At 52.6% G+C, this 15,411-nt stretch carries 17 protein-coding genes and 1 tRNA gene; 13 read left to right on the top strand and 5 right to left on the bottom strand.

The features are described 5' to 3' along the window. The first annotated feature begins 43 nt into the window (after nucleotides 1-43). The 9 genes from AC2FLJ_RS03155 (at nucleotide 44) to AC2FLJ_RS03195 (ending at nucleotide 10,078) form a co-directional block, all read left to right on the top strand. Nucleotides 44-820, top strand: a complete 777-nt coding sequence (locus tag AC2FLJ_RS03155) for an isocitrate lyase/PEP mutase family protein (protein WP_496704421.1) — start codon at nucleotides 44-46, stop codon at nucleotides 818-820. 110 nt (nucleotides 821-930) lie between these two features. Further along, a complete protein-coding gene (locus tag AC2FLJ_RS03160; protein ID WP_058276107.1) occupies nucleotides 931-1,380 on the top strand; it encodes a tellurite resistance TerB family protein in 450 nt (149 codons plus the stop codon). Between the two features lie 20 nt (nucleotides 1,381-1,400). After that, entirely contained in the window at nucleotides 1,401-1,838 is a 438-nt protein-coding gene (locus AC2FLJ_RS03165) for a tellurite resistance TerB family protein (protein WP_496694985.1), read from the top strand. Then, nucleotides 1,835-2,587 carry a phosphate/phosphite/phosphonate ABC transporter substrate-binding protein gene (locus tag AC2FLJ_RS03170; RefSeq protein WP_496704422.1) on the top strand — a complete coding sequence of 251 codons (753 nt, stop codon included), beginning with the start codon at nucleotides 1,835-1,837 and terminating at the stop codon, nucleotides 2,585-2,587. Before AC2FLJ_RS03165 ends, AC2FLJ_RS03170 begins: the two co-directional genes overlap by 4 nt. A 125-nt stretch (nucleotides 2,588-2,712) precedes the next feature. Beyond that, complete coding sequence (locus tag AC2FLJ_RS03175) at nucleotides 2,713-3,489, top strand: ABC transporter ATP-binding protein (RefSeq protein ID WP_058274821.1); 777 nt, start codon at nucleotides 2,713-2,715, stop codon at nucleotides 3,487-3,489. A gap of 31 nt (nucleotides 3,490-3,520) precedes the next feature. After that, nucleotides 3,521-4,234 carry a transporter substrate-binding domain-containing protein gene (locus AC2FLJ_RS03180; protein WP_058276110.1) on the top strand — a complete coding sequence of 238 codons (714 nt, stop codon included), beginning with the start codon at nucleotides 3,521-3,523 and terminating at the stop codon, nucleotides 4,232-4,234. 71 nt (nucleotides 4,235-4,305) lie between these two features. After that, on the top strand, nucleotides 4,306-5,193 hold the full coding sequence (locus AC2FLJ_RS03185) for an ABC transporter permease (RefSeq protein WP_496695639.1): 888 nt from the start codon (nucleotides 4,306-4,308) through the stop codon (nucleotides 5,191-5,193). Then, nucleotides 5,190-5,996 (top strand): ABC transporter permease, encoded by an 807-nt coding sequence (locus AC2FLJ_RS03190; protein ID WP_282118774.1) that lies wholly within the window; start codon nucleotides 5,190-5,192, stop codon nucleotides 5,994-5,996. Before AC2FLJ_RS03185 ends, AC2FLJ_RS03190 begins: the two co-directional genes overlap by 4 nt. A gap of 191 nt (nucleotides 5,997-6,187) precedes the next feature. Further along, on the top strand, nucleotides 6,188-10,078 hold the full coding sequence (locus tag AC2FLJ_RS03195; protein WP_496704423.1) for a P-loop NTPase fold protein: 3,891 nt from the start codon (nucleotides 6,188-6,190) through the stop codon (nucleotides 10,076-10,078). A gap of 165 nt (nucleotides 10,079-10,243) precedes the next feature. On the opposite strand, the gene AC2FLJ_RS03200 is transcribed toward AC2FLJ_RS03195, so the two are convergent. The 3 genes from AC2FLJ_RS03200 to AC2FLJ_RS03210 all read right to left on the bottom strand — a co-directional run bounded on the left by AC2FLJ_RS03200 (nucleotide 10,244) and on the right by AC2FLJ_RS03210 (nucleotide 12,328). After that, nucleotides 10,244-11,449, bottom strand: a complete 1,206-nt coding sequence (locus AC2FLJ_RS03200; protein ID WP_496704424.1) for a hypothetical protein — start codon at nucleotides 11,447-11,449, stop codon at nucleotides 10,244-10,246. 272 nt (nucleotides 11,450-11,721) lie between these two features. After that, a tRNA-His gene (locus tag AC2FLJ_RS03205) sits at nucleotides 11,722-11,798 on the bottom strand. A gap of 47 nt (nucleotides 11,799-11,845) precedes the next feature. Further along, on the bottom strand, nucleotides 11,846-12,328 hold the full coding sequence (locus AC2FLJ_RS03210) for a GNAT family N-acetyltransferase (protein ID WP_496704425.1): 483 nt from the start codon (nucleotides 12,326-12,328) through the stop codon (nucleotides 11,846-11,848). A 77-nt stretch (nucleotides 12,329-12,405) separates the two neighbouring features. Between AC2FLJ_RS03210 and AC2FLJ_RS03215 the strand changes: the two genes are divergently transcribed. Beyond that, nucleotides 12,406-12,594, top strand: coding sequence for a DUF6324 family protein (locus tag AC2FLJ_RS03215; protein ID WP_058274816.1), 189 nt, complete (start codon nucleotides 12,406-12,408; stop codon nucleotides 12,592-12,594). Between the two features lie 4 nt (nucleotides 12,595-12,598). Here the strand turns inward: AC2FLJ_RS03215 and AC2FLJ_RS03220 are convergent, their stop codons facing one another. Beyond that, the gene (locus AC2FLJ_RS03220; protein ID WP_496704426.1) at nucleotides 12,599-13,030 is read right to left on the bottom strand and encodes an MmcB family DNA repair protein; all 432 of its coding nucleotides are present in this window, start codon (nucleotides 13,028-13,030) and stop codon (nucleotides 12,599-12,601) included. A gap of 116 nt (nucleotides 13,031-13,146) precedes the next feature. Here AC2FLJ_RS03220 and AC2FLJ_RS03225 point away from each other — a divergent pair, with 116 nt between their 5' ends. Next, the gene (locus AC2FLJ_RS03225; RefSeq protein ID WP_282168592.1) at nucleotides 13,147-13,467 is read left to right on the top strand and encodes an ArsR/SmtB family transcription factor; all 321 of its coding nucleotides are present in this window, start codon (nucleotides 13,147-13,149) and stop codon (nucleotides 13,465-13,467) included. Then, nucleotides 13,464-13,889, top strand: a complete 426-nt coding sequence (locus AC2FLJ_RS03230; RefSeq protein WP_496694981.1) for an SRPBCC family protein — start codon at nucleotides 13,464-13,466, stop codon at nucleotides 13,887-13,889. The genes AC2FLJ_RS03225 and AC2FLJ_RS03230 overlap by 4 nt, the downstream gene beginning before the upstream one ends. 255 nt (nucleotides 13,890-14,144) lie before the next feature. Here AC2FLJ_RS03230 and AC2FLJ_RS03235 read toward each other — a convergent pair whose 3' ends face one another. Next, nucleotides 14,145-14,441, bottom strand: coding sequence for a hypothetical protein (locus AC2FLJ_RS03235; RefSeq protein ID WP_282168594.1), 297 nt, complete (start codon nucleotides 14,439-14,441; stop codon nucleotides 14,145-14,147). 94 nt (nucleotides 14,442-14,535) lie between these two features. Between AC2FLJ_RS03235 and AC2FLJ_RS03240 the strand changes: the two genes are divergently transcribed. After that, nucleotides 14,536-15,315, top strand: coding sequence for a helix-turn-helix transcriptional regulator (locus tag AC2FLJ_RS03240; protein WP_496704427.1), 780 nt, complete (start codon nucleotides 14,536-14,538; stop codon nucleotides 15,313-15,315). The last annotated feature ends 96 nt before the right edge of the window (nucleotides 15,316-15,411 follow it).

A 15,411-nucleotide genomic window follows, 5' to 3' on the forward strand; every position in this document is an offset into this window, starting at 1 on the left:
CCACGTGGTTACTGTTGGGTAAATGATGACAGGAGAGGCCCAAATGACCGATCAAATCCAAAACGCGGAAACCTTTGCGGCCCTGCACAAAAAGGGCGATCCGGTCATCCTTTTTAACATCTGGGACGCTGGCAGCGCCGGTGCCGTGCGGGATGCAGGCGCCATGGCATTGGCGACCGGCAGCGCACCCGTTGCAATGGCGCAGGGATTTGGCGACGGCCAGAACATCCCGCTGGATGTCGCTTTGGACAACGTCGGCCGAATCGTCAGCGCCGTAGACCTTCCTGTTTCTTTGGATTTCGAGGGGGCCTATGCCGAGGACGCGGTGGGAATCATCGCCAATGTCCAAAGTGCACTTGAAACAGGTGTCGTCGGCTTCAACTTCGAAGACCAGATTGTCGGCACCAAGGACCTATACGACATCGAAACCCAGGCGGCTCGCGTTGGTGCGATGCGCGAAGGGTGTGACGTCGCTGGCGTCCCCGCCTTTATCAACGCCAGAACGGACATCTTCCTGAAGGCTGCGCCGGAAACGCATGTCGAGGCGATGCTGGACGATGCGATGGCACGCGCCAAAGCCTATGCCGACGCGGGTGCCAGCGGATTCTTTGCACCCGGCCTCAAGGATGAGGACATGATCGCCCGGCTTTGCGAATCGACTGATCTACCTGTGAATATCATTGCCCTGCCCGGGACGCCGGATACCGCGACGCTTGCGTCACTGGGCGTCGCCCGGATCAGTTATGGGCCTGTGCCGTACCGGAAGATGCTGGGCTGGCTACAGGAACAAGCGAAACAGGCGCTGCAGTCAGGCGCCTAGCCAGCGGGTAGATACCGATACAAGCGGATACCGGCAAAGTTGTGACCATTCACGGCTATGACGGGTAGTCAGCGCTTGGCGGGCCACAAAATATGGAATAACCTCGCGGCATGTTGAAAAAATTCCTTCAGGCGTTTCGCCCGCCACAGCACGACCATTTGCCCGATCCTGACGCCGAACTGGCCTTGGGTGCTTTGATGGTGCGCGTGGCGCAGGCGGATCGGGATTACAAGCTGGAAGAAATCAGCCTGATCGACCGTATTCTTGCGCGGCTCTATCAGCACAACGCGATCGAGGCCGCCAAAGTCCGCGCCACCTGCGAAAAATTGCACGCCGCCGCGCCAGACACCGATACATTCGGCAAGTTGATCCGCGAAACAACCGACCTGCAGGAACGTCTCGCCGCGCTGGACGCCTTGTGGGAGGTCGTTCTGGCCGATGGCAATTCGGACGAAGGCGAAATGAAGATCGTCGAAGAAGCCCGCATTGCCATGGGCCTGAGCTTTAAAGACAGCCAAGAAGCGCATGAACGGGTACAAACGCGCTTGGAACAGAAGTAGTCCGCTTCTATAACCAATTCATGTTCAGCGATTTTCTGTCCCGGCTCACCCAGCCGCAGCCCGACCCTCTTGCCGATAACGACGCCCGTTTGGCCCTGACGGCCCTTCTGGTGCGCATCGCCAGATCCGACAACGACTATGCCGACACGGAAATGGCACGAATCGACCGGATATCGGCGGAACGCTATGGCCTATCCCCTTTTGAGGCCGCAGCCCTTCGCGCCAGCGCCGAAGATCTAGAAGCCGAAGCCCCCGATACCGTCCGCTTTACCCGCGCAATCAAAGAGGCTGTCGCTTACGATGACCGATTGGCCGTGGTTCAGGCGATGTGGTCGGTCGCACTGGCCGATGGGCACCGGACCGGCGAAGAAGATTCGCTGCTGCGTCTGGTGGTCAGCCTGCTGGGTGTCAGCGACGTCGATTCCGCCCTGGCACGGCAAAAGGCAGCCAAATCGTGATTGCAATGCTGGGCATGTATGACATGCCCGCGCTGCAACCAGCCAATGATCGGTTCTGGTCGTTGATTCGGGCGCATCTTGGTTTTGGTCCCTCACATTTGACACGCGGCGCCGACGTTTGGGACGTCTGGCATAGCCCCGACCTTGTTTTCTCCCAAACCTGCGGCATGCCTTACCGCACCCGGTTGCACGGTATAGTTCGGCTTGTTGGTACGCCGGACTACGGTTTGGCAGGCTGTCCGCCAGGGTACTACCAGTCCGTTATCGTGGCCCGAAAAGACGATACCCGCGATCTGGACCAGCTTGCCAACGGCACCTTTGCTTACAATGAAGCGCTTTCTCAGTCCGGTTGGGCTGCGCCCATGGTTCATCTGTCACGACACAGCCGCCTTCCAAGTGGTGTGTTGGAAACTGGCGGTCATGCCCTTTCGGCAGCCGCTGTTGCGGAAGGCCGCGCGGATTATGCCGCGCTGGATGCGCTTACGTGGGAATTACTCAAGGAACACTCGAATTTGGGCCCTGAGCTTCGCGAGGTCGCAGCAACCGAACCTTCGCCCGCCCTGCCCTATATCACGGCCAATTGTCAGGATGCGCCCCAGATTGCAAAGGCGGTTCGTGCAGCCATCAACGATCTTTCCCCCGCCGACCAAAAGATGCTGCACTTGCGTGGTCTGATCGACATTCCAGCCGAGCATTACCTTGCCGTTCCCGACCCGTCCCCTGAGGCTGCCAAATTGATCGATCCGTGACCACTTTGGTCAGAACGTCTGGTCATTTTGACAGTTTGTGGCCCGTTCCGTGTCATTTGCGCATTGCATTGCTCTGAAATTTCAGCCCTAGTACCGCACCAACACCAATAGCAGCTGGACCACCCGTGACAGATTCCACTCCGGTCATCGAGATCAAAAACCTACACAAGAGCTTTGGCAATCTTGAGGTATTGAAAGGGGTGGATATCACCGCCAGACGCGGTGATGTCGTCTCACTTATCGGTTCGTCCGGTTCTGGCAAATCGACGCTTCTGCGCTGCTGCAACCTGTTGGAAGACAGCCAAGAGGGCGAAATTCTGTTCAAGGGCGAACCTGTCCGCTGGACTGGCAACGCACATAACCGCCGTCCGGCCGATCCCAAACAGGTCCTGCGCATTCGCACAAACCTGTCGATGGTGTTTCAGCAGTTCAATCTGTGGGCCCATATGACCATCCTGCAAAACGTGATGGAGGCCCCCGTGACCGTCATGGGCCGCGACAAGGCCGAGGCTGAAGACAGCGCCCGTAGGTATCTGGAAAAGGTCGGCATCGGCGACAAATGCGACGCATATCCCGCGCAACTGTCAGGTGGTCAGCAGCAGCGCGCCGCGATTGCGCGCGGCCTGTGCATGGAGCCTCAGGCCCTGCTGTTCGACGAGCCCACATCGGCGTTGGACCCCGAACTGGAACAGGAAGTGATCAAGGTGATCAAGGATCTGGCCGCCGAAGGCCGCACCATGATTATTGTAACGCATGACATGAAAATGGCTGCCGATATCTCGAGCCATGTGGTGTTCCTGCATCAAGGCCTCATCGAAGAAGAAGGCCTGCCGGAAGACATCTTTACTACCCCTGAATCCACGCGACTTCAGGGTTTTCTCTCCGCCACCATGGCGGCATAAATTCAGGACAGAACCAAAAAGGGGAGTAACAATGAAAAACCTGATTCTGACCACAGCAGCACTGGCGCTGAGCGCCGGTATGGCCATGGCCGATACGGTCCGCATGGGCACCGAAGGCGCCTACCCTCCGTGGAACTTCATCAATGACGCCGGCGAGATCGACGGTTTCGAGCGTGAGCTGGGTGACGAGCTGTGCAAGCGCGCAAACCTGGAATGCGAATGGGTCAAGAACGACTGGGATTCGATCATTCCGAACCTGGTGTCTGGCAACTATGATGTCATCATCGCGGGCATGTCGATCACCGACGAGCGTGACGAAGTGATTGATTTCACTCAGAACTACACGCCTCCGGATCCGTCGGCTTATGTTGCAACCTCCGACGACGTTGATGTCGCGAACGGCGTTGTTGCGGCACAGACCGGCACCATTCAGGCCGGCTACATTGCCGAATCCGGTGCAACTCTCGTCGAGTTCGCCAGCCCCGAAGAAACCATCGCAGCCGTGCGCAATGGCGAAGCTGACGCTGTTCTGGCCGATAAGTCTTTCCTTGCGCCGATTGCAGATGAAGACGCGGACCTGCGCTTTGTCGCCGAAGATGTCCCGCTGGGCGGTGGTGTCGGCATCGGTGTGCGCGAGTCGGACGGTGATCTGAAAGAGAAGCTCAACACTGCCATCCAGTCCATGAAGGACGACGGCAGCCTGAACGAGCTGATCACCAAATGGGAAGTGTCCTCGACCTTCTGATCTGAATCAGGTTGCGCGCCCCAATACCGGGGCGCGCCGCCCCTGAGCCTTAGCACCTCAAGAGGCCCGCCATTTTCTCGTTTTGCACTGATCCCGATACGCTGGGCACGTTCCGCTGGTTTTCCTGCTACCTCACCAACGGCGTGCACTGGTCGTTCTACCTGTCGTTCCTGAAGGTCCTGCTGTTGCTGGCCGTCACGGCGCCCGTGGCGTTGAGTTTCGGGTTCGTGGGTGCCATGGCCGCCCGTTCGCATATCCCTCCCATCAGCTGGCTGGGCAAAGGCTATATCGCGATTGTACGGGGTGTGCCGGACATCGCCTTCTTCATGTTCTTCGTGATCGCTCTGGATCAGGCTTTTGAATGGACGCGCCATAAGATCCTTTGCCCCGATTGGCCGGACCCGATCCGCCAGGGCAACGACTTCATCGTTTGCCAGTCGGCAAAACTTCCGCTCAGCACCGCGCCGGAATTTGTGCATGAGACCTATGGTTTCTTCCTCGCAGTCATCACATTCTCGATCGTTTTCGGCGCTTTTGCGGCTAACGTGTTGTTCGGCGGCATGCGTGCGGTTCCCCATGCCCAGCTGGAAACAGCAGCTGCATATGGTCTGTCCCCCAGCCAGACATTCTGGCGCATCCTCGTGCCGCAAATGTGGGTTTACGCCCTGCCCGGCCTGTCGAACCTGTGGATGGTGCTGATCAAAGCCACCCCACTTCTGTTCTTGCTTGGTATCGAAGACATCGTCTATTGGGCCCGCGAATTGGGCGGGACCAAGACCACGAAATTCACCCAATACCCCCATGGCGACTGGCGCATGTGGTACTTCCTGGCTCTGCTGGTCTTCTACCTCGGCATGACCCGCGTCTCGGAAATCGGGCTTGAAAAGCTGATGCGCCGTCTGTCCCACGGACAGGCCACATCAGGCGGAGAGCTTCTGCGCAAGGAGACCACCGCATGAGCTGCATTCAGACCATCCAGGATTACGGCCTGCGTTCCCTGGGCCTTGGTGAGCGGCTACTGCCGCGCAACGATTTTACCCTGTGCGAGCAATTCACCCTGATCGGTTCAGGCATGATCTGGAATATCTATTTCGGCATCATGGCTCTGGTCACCGGGTTCTTTCTGGCAACCGCCGTGGCAATGGGCAAAGCATCCACCAACAAGTGGCTGCGCAAGCCGTCCGAGTGGTTCATCTTTATCTTCCGCGGTTCGCCGCTGTTCATCCAGTTCTTCTTTGCCTACTTCTTCTTCCTGTCGCTGAAGAAATCTTACCCGATGTTCGATGCCCTGACGTCGGCATGGCTGGGGGCGTTGATCGTTTTGTTCCTGAACACCGCCGCCTATACCGGTGAGATCTTCTATGGTGCGCTGCGCTCGATCCCCAAGGGTGATATCGAGGCCGCTGATGCCTATGGCATGTCCGGTTGGTCGCGATTCCGCCGGATCATTTGGCCCACCATGCTGCGTCTGGCCTGGCCTGCCTATACGAACGAAGCAATCTTCCTGTTTCACGCCACCACGCTGGTCTTCTTCTCGGCCTTCCCCGCCTGGCAGCAACGTGGCGACGCGCTGTACTACGCCAGCTATTTCGCCGACAAGACGTTCAATCCGTTCATCCCCTACCCGATCTTGGCCTTCTACTTCATCCTGCTGACGCTGGTGGTGGTCGGGGTGTTCGGGCTGATCAACAAACGACTGAACCGCCACTTGCCAGCGGCCAGAAAGGCCAAGATGAGGTTCCGTCTGAACCTGGCGCGCTAAGTCAGGCAACCACACAATTCGGCAGCCGGGCTTGTTTTTGGCCCGGTTTTTTCTTGCCGAGAATCTCAGGAAAGTACTGAGAAAGCGTTATGAATAAGGGAAAATGGTACCGCCTGCTGGATTCGAACCGGCGACCTCTGGATCCACAAAATCTCACCCCCCATTTTAATCTTATTTTCTAACAAATAGTTATGGACATCTCTAACCGCCAACTGTGGGAAAATCAGCTAGGAAAAGGCAAAAAACGGAACGAAAGTACCTCTGGATTTACCAACAAGAGGACCTCTGATTATCAAACGACGTCTTGTATTCCTTGTCGGGAAGCTGAGTATGGTCGGTTTTCCAGTCTTTTCGGTGCAAACCTGCTCCAAACGATAGCAAGCATGGTCGGCTACCCGTCGTTAGCGTCGACTACTCCACACCTCTCTAGCGCAAACACCTCAAGAGAGATTGCAATTTACCAATTTTTCCTCATAGTTGCAAAAAATATCGAGGAACGCAAAGTGGAAAGCATTGAATACAAACGTAAAATTTTAATTGACGAACCTTCAAGACAAGACCTATTTCAGGGCAAAGGGCACCAAAAGACTGCGGAATTTCTTGCGTTGGCAATCTCCGAGTTCCAATCTCAAGATCGAGCAATCGGCCTGGACGGCCCATGGGGAAGCGGCAAGTCAAGTATTGTTGAGATTGCCGAGAAGTCTCTGGCTGAAAACACATCGTCGGGTAGCACTAACTTTAACTTCTTTACCTTCGATATATGGAAGTCACAAGGAACGGCCTTCCGACGGACATTTCTGGAACATCTTCTGGATTGGTCAAAACAGAAATTTAAGAAAAAAGCAGCAAGGCTCGAGGAAATCGAGAAGGAGGTAAAAGGTAAAAAGCGGGAGCTCAGCACCGACAACCACACTGAGTTAGACTGGTACGGAATAGTAATTCTCCTAACATTACCATTTCTGCCCATTTTCTACTTTTGGGCTAGGTCGGAATACTTGGCTGCTGAAAAAGCTAATAAGACTAGTGGCGCCCCTTCTGGTTCTGTTGCCACTACAACTGCCGCTACCGGAACTGAGTCCTTTTTATTCTCCTGGCCGATGCTGCTGCTATACAGCTTCGTGCTCCTGACAATTATTAGGGCACGGATAAAACAAAAGTCGGGATCAGATCGATCATTTCGCGGCTTTTTGAACGCACTGTCTAGGACACTGCTAATCGCATCCAAACAGTATGAAAATCAGACAATTACACAGCGCATCAGGGAAGTAGACCCCAACGACTTTGAGTTTCAAGAAACCCTTCATAAAATCCTTGAGACAGTGCAGGACAGTGAAAACAAAATTGTCATGGTGTTAGACAACATCGATCGGTTGCCTGCGGATGAACTTACTAATTATTGGTCGGCGGTCAGGTCGATCTTCTCAAACAACTCTCAGGGAAAACCAAAAGTCAGTAATTCTGTCATTACCGCTATCGTTCCTTACGATAGAAAACACATCCTAAACAACACGGATATTGGAGTTTCTGCGTCTAACGAATCCGAAACGAAGGATGATAAAAACAAAGCTTCAACCTTGGCTCTGGAAAAACGCGAACTTTTTTCCAAGACATTCGATGAAGTTTTGTACGTTGCTCCCCCTGTTATGTCCAACTCGCGTGAGTTCTTTGAAACCAAGATAGAGGAAGCACTTCCAAACTATAAAGATAGTGACGAGCTTTTCCGCACCTACCTAATTTTTTGCGCTCAATTGACTGGAAAAAATGGGCATTTCACGCCAAGGCAGATTATTTCATTTATTAATGAGGCCACCGGAATGTTCTCCATGCACAAGGGAATTTTTCCGCTCACCACAGTGGCCGTGTACATTTGCTTTCGCGAAGAAATCGAGACAGATCCTACAGTCCTCACTGAAGCAAGCTTCCTAGACAAAAAAATTCGAAGGCTGGCACCTGATCCTGAAATTGAAGAAAACCTTGCGGCAATACTCTATAATGTTGATGCTAACCTTGCACTCGAACTACTTCTCGACAATAGAATAGCCGCTGCCGCAACGTCATCCACCTCTTCAGAACTGATCAATTTGTCCGCATCGAAAGGATTCGATTTACGAGTGGACGAAGTCATTCAAATCAACTCATCCGCATGGATAAGTAGCGGCGAATACGAGCAAGTGATCCAGAACTTTTTTCAGCTACTCACTGACTATAGCGGCGCGTCAAGATCTCAGATTTCTAACAGCTTAATCGAAGCATTCGATGAAGTTTCACAGATTCCGTTCAATGACAGTGCGTATGGACCATATCTATTGCTGCTGCTGCTGAGAGATGACGGGCAATACCCAGAACTAGTTGCTGAAATAATGAAAAAGTTCCTGCCCGACGAGGATGACGCATTAAACTATGGGGTTGAAGGAGGAATTTTGTGGTCGGAATTCCTTGTATCACTGAAGTCGCAACTTGAACGCAGTAAAACCGAGGAACAATTCTTAGATGCTGTAGAAACAATCTCATTGCCTAACGACGCAGACTTCACGCTCGGCATAGCATCAATGGCCGACGAAATTCATGTGCCGCTACGCCTCTACAAAAATGTGACCCTTGATCTCTCCGACGATCACAATGAGATTACTGGTTTCGCTACGGAATACAGCCAAGTTGCGCGTGAGACATTTGCAGAATTGAAACGTGCAAACTTGGTAAAAGTGGATTCATGGAAAGCAATAGGCAATCAAATCGTCAACGATTTGAGGTCGTTCGAACCCGATGAGAGTGCTAAGTTTTCCAACTACTTGGATATTTTAATCGCCGTTTGGATTTATGCAGGAGATGATGGCCGCGGTGAAATAGATACATCCAGCCTCATGCAAACGGCAAACTTCTACAGAAACCTGCATGTATGTTTCGAAAGCAACTTGTCGCACGCCTCGTTGGGGTCCGCAGTGTTCATTGCACGCCAGCAGCATATGAACGGAGACCTACCAAACACTCGCGAACACAATTCAGGGACTATTTCGCCGGAAGCACGAACTGGCCATGAATGGTTCAAATCTGTTCTTGTTGGCCAAGAAGTCGTTGGCCTCGAGGTGATTCACCGGATAGTGGACGATGTTATTGCAGCGCAGAAATTTACAAACTGGATCACGCAAGCAAAAACCAATAGCGACGCATTGATCGAAAGAGTTATTAGAGAGTCCTTTATTCACTCTTCACCTAAAAATACGCGCTTGAACACGTTGCTGGATAACTTCGGATATCTTGAAGGCGTGTTGAAATCGGATTTTCCCCAAGCGTTGGAAGACTACGCTTCAAACAGGGCGAACAAGAACGACTTTGCGGCAGCAGTTGTTCAGAACACACCAATAGGGTTGCTCACTGCAATTAGGGATACGAACCAAGAAGAGTGGGATACCTATAGAAATACTCTCGAAGTAGAGTTCACCTCGAAGAACGACGAGGCTTGGCAGAAGATATTCGAAGAAGACTCACACGGGCTTAGAATCCTCAGTGAATTGATACACACCAACAACTTGAAAATTAGTTCTTTGGAGTATCGAAAGAGCTTTTTGGAGTTCGCTTTGAAGGTTCTAAGTGGCCGGATAACAGATGTAGAATCTGGAGTAAATTTTGACTCTATGCTTCTGGCTATTCCGGAAGAGTTCCACTCGGATATCTTCCGCAGCATTCGGGAAAAACTTTCGGAAGTGGATACCAAAGGTTTGGCTGAGGCTTCAGCCTCTTTTCCAGAAATCCTCAAGTCTGTGCTTTCAAAGGGTCTACCGATTAAAGCAGGTGAAAAGAGCAACTTAGTGCGGCGGTTACTATGCACAGCACTTGAGGCAAACAACCGAAGCGTACTACAGATGTTTGTCGAGTTGGGTCGGTCGAGAGTGGCCGACTATATCAAGGCATCTGACCAACCAACGAAAGAACTCCTCAAAGGTTGCATGGAGACATTTTCCAAGGCCGAGCATGATCGGGCATTTTTCGAGGCGGTTAACAATGTTGTAAATGGCAAAAGACAATTAAAAAGATGGCTCCCATTCACTCCATTTTTTGTTAATGTCGACACTCCAGAAGACTAATTTCAATTGAGCAACGGCCGAGGTATTTCTAGGTCGTTGCTCAGTTCGCTGAAAACCTAGGTGCACACCAAACGACCTGTCGCAATCAAGTTGCTCGTAACAATCTTTTCTTGCGAAGGTAGTGATCAAGGGAACTTGTTTGAGGTTTACAGCAACGAGTTCAACCTATTGCTTTTCAATTGAGAACAGTTGTTCTGGCCTTGCTCCTGGATCAAATTCTTCGACACGTGACTGCGCCCAATCCAACCAATAATCTAAGGACCGGCCCTCAATCTGAAGTGGGCCAATGTTGCTAGAATTCACTCGCAGGCTTTGGATAAAGGACCTCAATCGCTGAGCTTGCTCCCACCGCACACCTGCCTCTTGGAAACGCTTCCAGCGCGCTTCTTCCAACTCTTTCGAACTTCTCCGATGGGCTTCTTCCGCCAATCGCCGTTTTTGCTGTTCTTTTTTCCGAGATTGTTTCAACTCCTTTCTCTGGTTGGCTCGTCGTGCCGCAAATATACAAACTAGTAACCGCTTCAGGCCCTTCTCGTGAACCTGTCTACTGCTGCACGAGAATTCAATTGGATGGATGCAGTCCCCTCTCAAAGAAAATTTGAGATTTTTAGTTGGAAAGAGCCAATCTCCATGGTGCTCGGGCCAACAAGTCCAGTTGTTATGATCAATTCCTTCTCGCCGGAACTCCGACATTTTTTGACGAATAATCGCTACAAGACGAGCACCCCCGACGCTCAATTCAAAGCGCCCATTCAAGTTGGCACTAGTAATTTCTGCACCACCTGCCTCAACTGATGTTAAAAAGGAGCTGGTTACGCGTAGGCGAAAATCATCAAACTCACTCAGAGTTCCCATCGGCATTTCATCTGTCGAGCTACCAGAGACAGCATGTCCTCCCACGCGTAGCCACTGCTCAACTATCGGGTGGGGATTGTCTAAATGCTCTTCAATTCTCGGCGCTGCAACAGACTTAGCGATTTCAGAACGATCCCTCTTCGTTAGCATAGCATGTTCACTCATCGGTGAACTTGTGGGCAACTCTACAAGCACAGCGAGTTCTTCTCGCTTTAGATGCAACGTTGGTATCTCGACCAGAATACCCCGCTCGATCTTCGTCCAATGACCTGCTTTAGGGGTGGGGATGCCATATCTTGAGCAACACTTTGATAACGCGGTATTCGAAATGCCTAGTTCACAAGCGATGTGCACCATAGGCCGTTTCCAGACCAGCTTGTATAGTTCTTCCACTGTTATTTGGCGGTCCATCGACGCCGAATAAACGAAGCTTTCTGCACTCCAACCTTCAACACTCAAAGCAGTTAAATCAGGGTGGACCCACAAACTTAGGTGAGTATTCCCGATTCCTTTCATCTCATTAGCTCAATATTTGGACGGAAAGACCGTGCAAATTAAACTAACTAAAAGACCAAAAAATGTGTGCTAACAAGGCAAGAGTTACTTGCATTAGTGGGGCTGAGAACCTCCGAAATCCTCATTTTCCCACAGTTTTCCCACAGTTCCGCAAGTGTTCCTGACATGTTCATGTTATTTTCCCACAGCATTTTTCAGAATGTGTGGGAAAATAACATTCTGTAAACCCTTGATTTTACTGGGCTTCATGTGCTGTTTTTATGCTTGAAGCTTGGTACCGCCTGCTGGATTCGAACCGGCGACCTCTGGATCCACAATCCAGCGCTCTAACCAACTGAGCTAAGGCGGCACTCGTGAGGGGCGATGTACCGAACACGCGCAGGGAATGCAAGAGAATTAAAGACGAATTTCCCAGCTTTGTTCGACAAGATCACAGCCAAAGGAATGAACCTTTTTGCTGCCGGTTAATTGCCATCCGGAAGCCCTGTAAAGTGCACAAGCTGCCCGATGGCTTTCATGGGTCCATAAGGCCATATCACGATAACCAGAATCGCGGGCGAACCCCGTGCATGTGTTGAGCATGCGTTTACCCAAGCCCTGTCCACGGGCCTCTGGCATCAACAGAAACAACCTCAATTTTGCGGTGTGGTCGTTCAGCGCGACACAAAAGATACTGCCAAGGCGCGCGCCACCCTGCTCCGCGATCCAGCCCCGCTCTCGTGTCGCATCGTGCGCGTCAACGAATTCCGCCAGAATCCGTTCAACGAGGGGCGCGAAAGTGTCATCAAACCCCTCGTCTAGCTGATAGAGGCGACCGTGCTGTTCGACCAACCAGGGCGCATCATCTGGCCGAAATGGTCTGATCAGAATATCATTCATACCTTACCTGACCTCAAAGGCGGCTTGATTCTCAACCCTTTGCGCGCTAGCAGGAACGCTCAGTCCCGGAGGCGCAAATGGGCATCAACACCGAACGTGACATTCAGGCAAACCTTCAGATCGGCCCGACCGACCACGGCATGGTGCGCCTGTTCATCGAGGCCGACGGCGTCGAAATTCCGATGGATTTCGAACCTGAAGAAGCGGAAGAAATCGCGGACGAAATCCTCGCCGCTGTGCAAGCTGCCCGGATCGTAAAAGACTGACAGTTCAAATTCTTGGATCACGCAATGCCTGCAATCTGCGGGCTGTATCTGTTGCAAACTTCTGAATCATCTTCTTGCGCCGCGCAGGTGCCAGCTTATCTTCCGGTGCTATTCGGATAATTTCGGCGTCATATGCATCTGCGATGATCAGCCCGGTTTCCTCGGGCAACAGATCGGTTGGGAAATCGGTATCGACGGCCCAGAAAAAGCGATCACACCAATCCAGATACCCCTGCCATTTGGAATCCGTCAGATAATCTGCGCGGCTAGATTTGCACTCGATCACCCACAGTTCCCCCTTGGGGCCCAATCCCATGACGTCGACGCGCAAACCGCGGGTGGGGACAAATTCCTCAACAGATACAAAGCCATGCGCCAACAAGTGGCGCGAAACCCCACGGGCCAGTTTTTGTCCGGGCTGTAAATCCAGTGTCATTCCTGAAATGTGAACAATTGGTGAACAAAAATCAAGCGCCTGAAAGACCCTTGACATGATACCATATGGTATCTCATAAATTGCAATACCAAATGGTATCACTATTGAGGTGACCAATGCAGACGCAAATTCAAAACGCGTTCCGCGCCCTTGCGGACCCAACCCGACGGGAGATTGTCCAAATCCTTGCCTCTGGCGACATGACGATCGCTCAGCTGACCGATCAGTTCGATATGACCCGTGCAGCGGTCAAAAAGCACCTGAACGTTCTTTCCGACGGCGGCCTCATCACCGTCGAGGCGCGTGGACGCGAGCGCATTAACCGGCTGGAGCCGAACGGATTGGCCCCCATCCTCGACTGGTTCAGCTATTTTGACCAGTTCTGGGATGATCGCCTGAATAATCTGAAGGAAGCTATTGAAAGGAATAAAAAATGACGAATGCAGTTCTGCAAAAACAGATTTTCCTGAGGGCCACGCCGGAAACCGTTTGGGCCTATTTGACCGAACCCGCCCGCTTGGCAGAGTGGTTTCACAAACCGGAGCGTCCGTTGGTCGCCGGTCAGAAGCTTGAGATGTTCGGTACATCCAGTGGCGATCTTCTGATCTGGGGTGAGGTACGCGCTGCCCGTCCGCCCGAATATCTCGAATATACATTTACCATCAAACCCATGGGAGACGCTGTTAGTGTCGTAAAATGGACGCTGGACCCGGTACCGGGCGGTACCCGGCTGGGCTTGGTTCACGAAGGGCTGCCGCAAGGCGCAGAGGCATTTGGCCTGATCCTTGCACTCGATGACGGTTGGGACGAACATTTGGGCAAGATGCGCAATGCGCTGCACGAAACTGTTGACGCCTGACCCCTTGTGCAAACCCGCCGCAACCCCTACTTAGGCCCGTGGCGGGTTCTGCCCTTCTTGTGATTGGTAGCATTCTGGTGGCCTTAAGCAATTCCGAGGGGGCTGGCTCTGTTCAGGTCCTGGCCTGATTACCTGGCGCCCACCTGTACATACAGGTCCTCGGGAATCACACCGCACGGTTGACTGGCGGTCCCGCCACATGAACTTATCCCTCGCCCGGTCAGGGAGAGTCTTCATTTTCCGAAATAGGTTGGCTCAGCCCTTGTCCACCGCCACGCGGGCGGGTTCGAATTTGGCCGCAATAGGTGTACCGCGTCTAGGGCCCTGCGGCTTTTCCGCCATACTCATGATCGCGTAAGCGAACTGAACACCGGCGAAAACAATGCCATTCATGAACCAGATCATTGCCAGAGCGATTAACCCGATCTCGGATCCGAAAATCAGGCCGCGCAAGTTGGCCACGTTCAGCGCCAGCAGCACCCCGACAAACAGGGCTGAGATGACAAATCCCCATGCAACTTGCGTGATGTAAAGGCGGATCAGTTTGGGCACGACAAAGCTCCTTGTCTGATACCGTGATGATAGCGCATGGTCGTGCTGAGTAAACCGCGGCCACAACGGGTGCGACACTATATTCGGAGTCTCTATGAATGCCCTCAGCCTGTTCACGCTTGATCTTCTCGAAGAGCTGTCATTGCGCCATGATGATCAGGAACGTTGGGAGTTCACGTTAGACCGTCTGAATGAGATCGGGTTTAACGCCCTGAACATGCTTTGCTTCACACCCGAGACTGGCGCCATTCATTGGGTTCGAAGTTCAATGTCCAAAGGTTGGCTGAACCGCTATGACAGCCAAGGGTACGCCGAAGCGGATCCGATGCTGGCGCAGGTTCAAAATAGCAAGGAAAGCCTCTACGTGCAGGCCGCAAGCCTCCGGTCCGCGGACGGCCATTCCTCCAAGGCGCTGGGTCTGAACCACGATCTGGAAAAGGCCGGATATATTCACCTTTACTCTCTGGTGGTTCCCTGCCCTAACAACGAGGCCAAGTTGGTGGTTCTGTCATCGGACCGACCGGACGCCGAGGCTCAAATGACCGAGCGGCACCGCGAAATGCGTGTCCTGGCAACCGTACTGGCAACTAATCTGGGATCGGATATCCCCAGCAATCACGGTCGTGTGTACGACATCACAAGCATCGCTCCAACCACTCCGGACCTGACACCGCGAGAACTGCAGGTCCTGAACCTTTTGGCTCTTGGGCACCGGAACGACAGAATCGCCGAACTGTTGAACCTTTCGGAAATAACGGTACGAACCCATTTGAAGAATGCGCGCGAAAAATTGAGAGCCCCGACCCGAGAATCCGCACTGGTCCGTGCGATGCAACTTGGCCTGATCAATCCGCCGGGCTATCGGAATCGATAGGTGGCACGCCGGATGCGTTCCGATAAAATGCTGGTGTCTTTGGAAAAACTGTGAGTGGTGGAGGCCGAAGACTTGTTTGAACAAGCGTATTATTAG

Source organism: Ruegeria sp. CDSA034 (assembly GCF_059612275.1).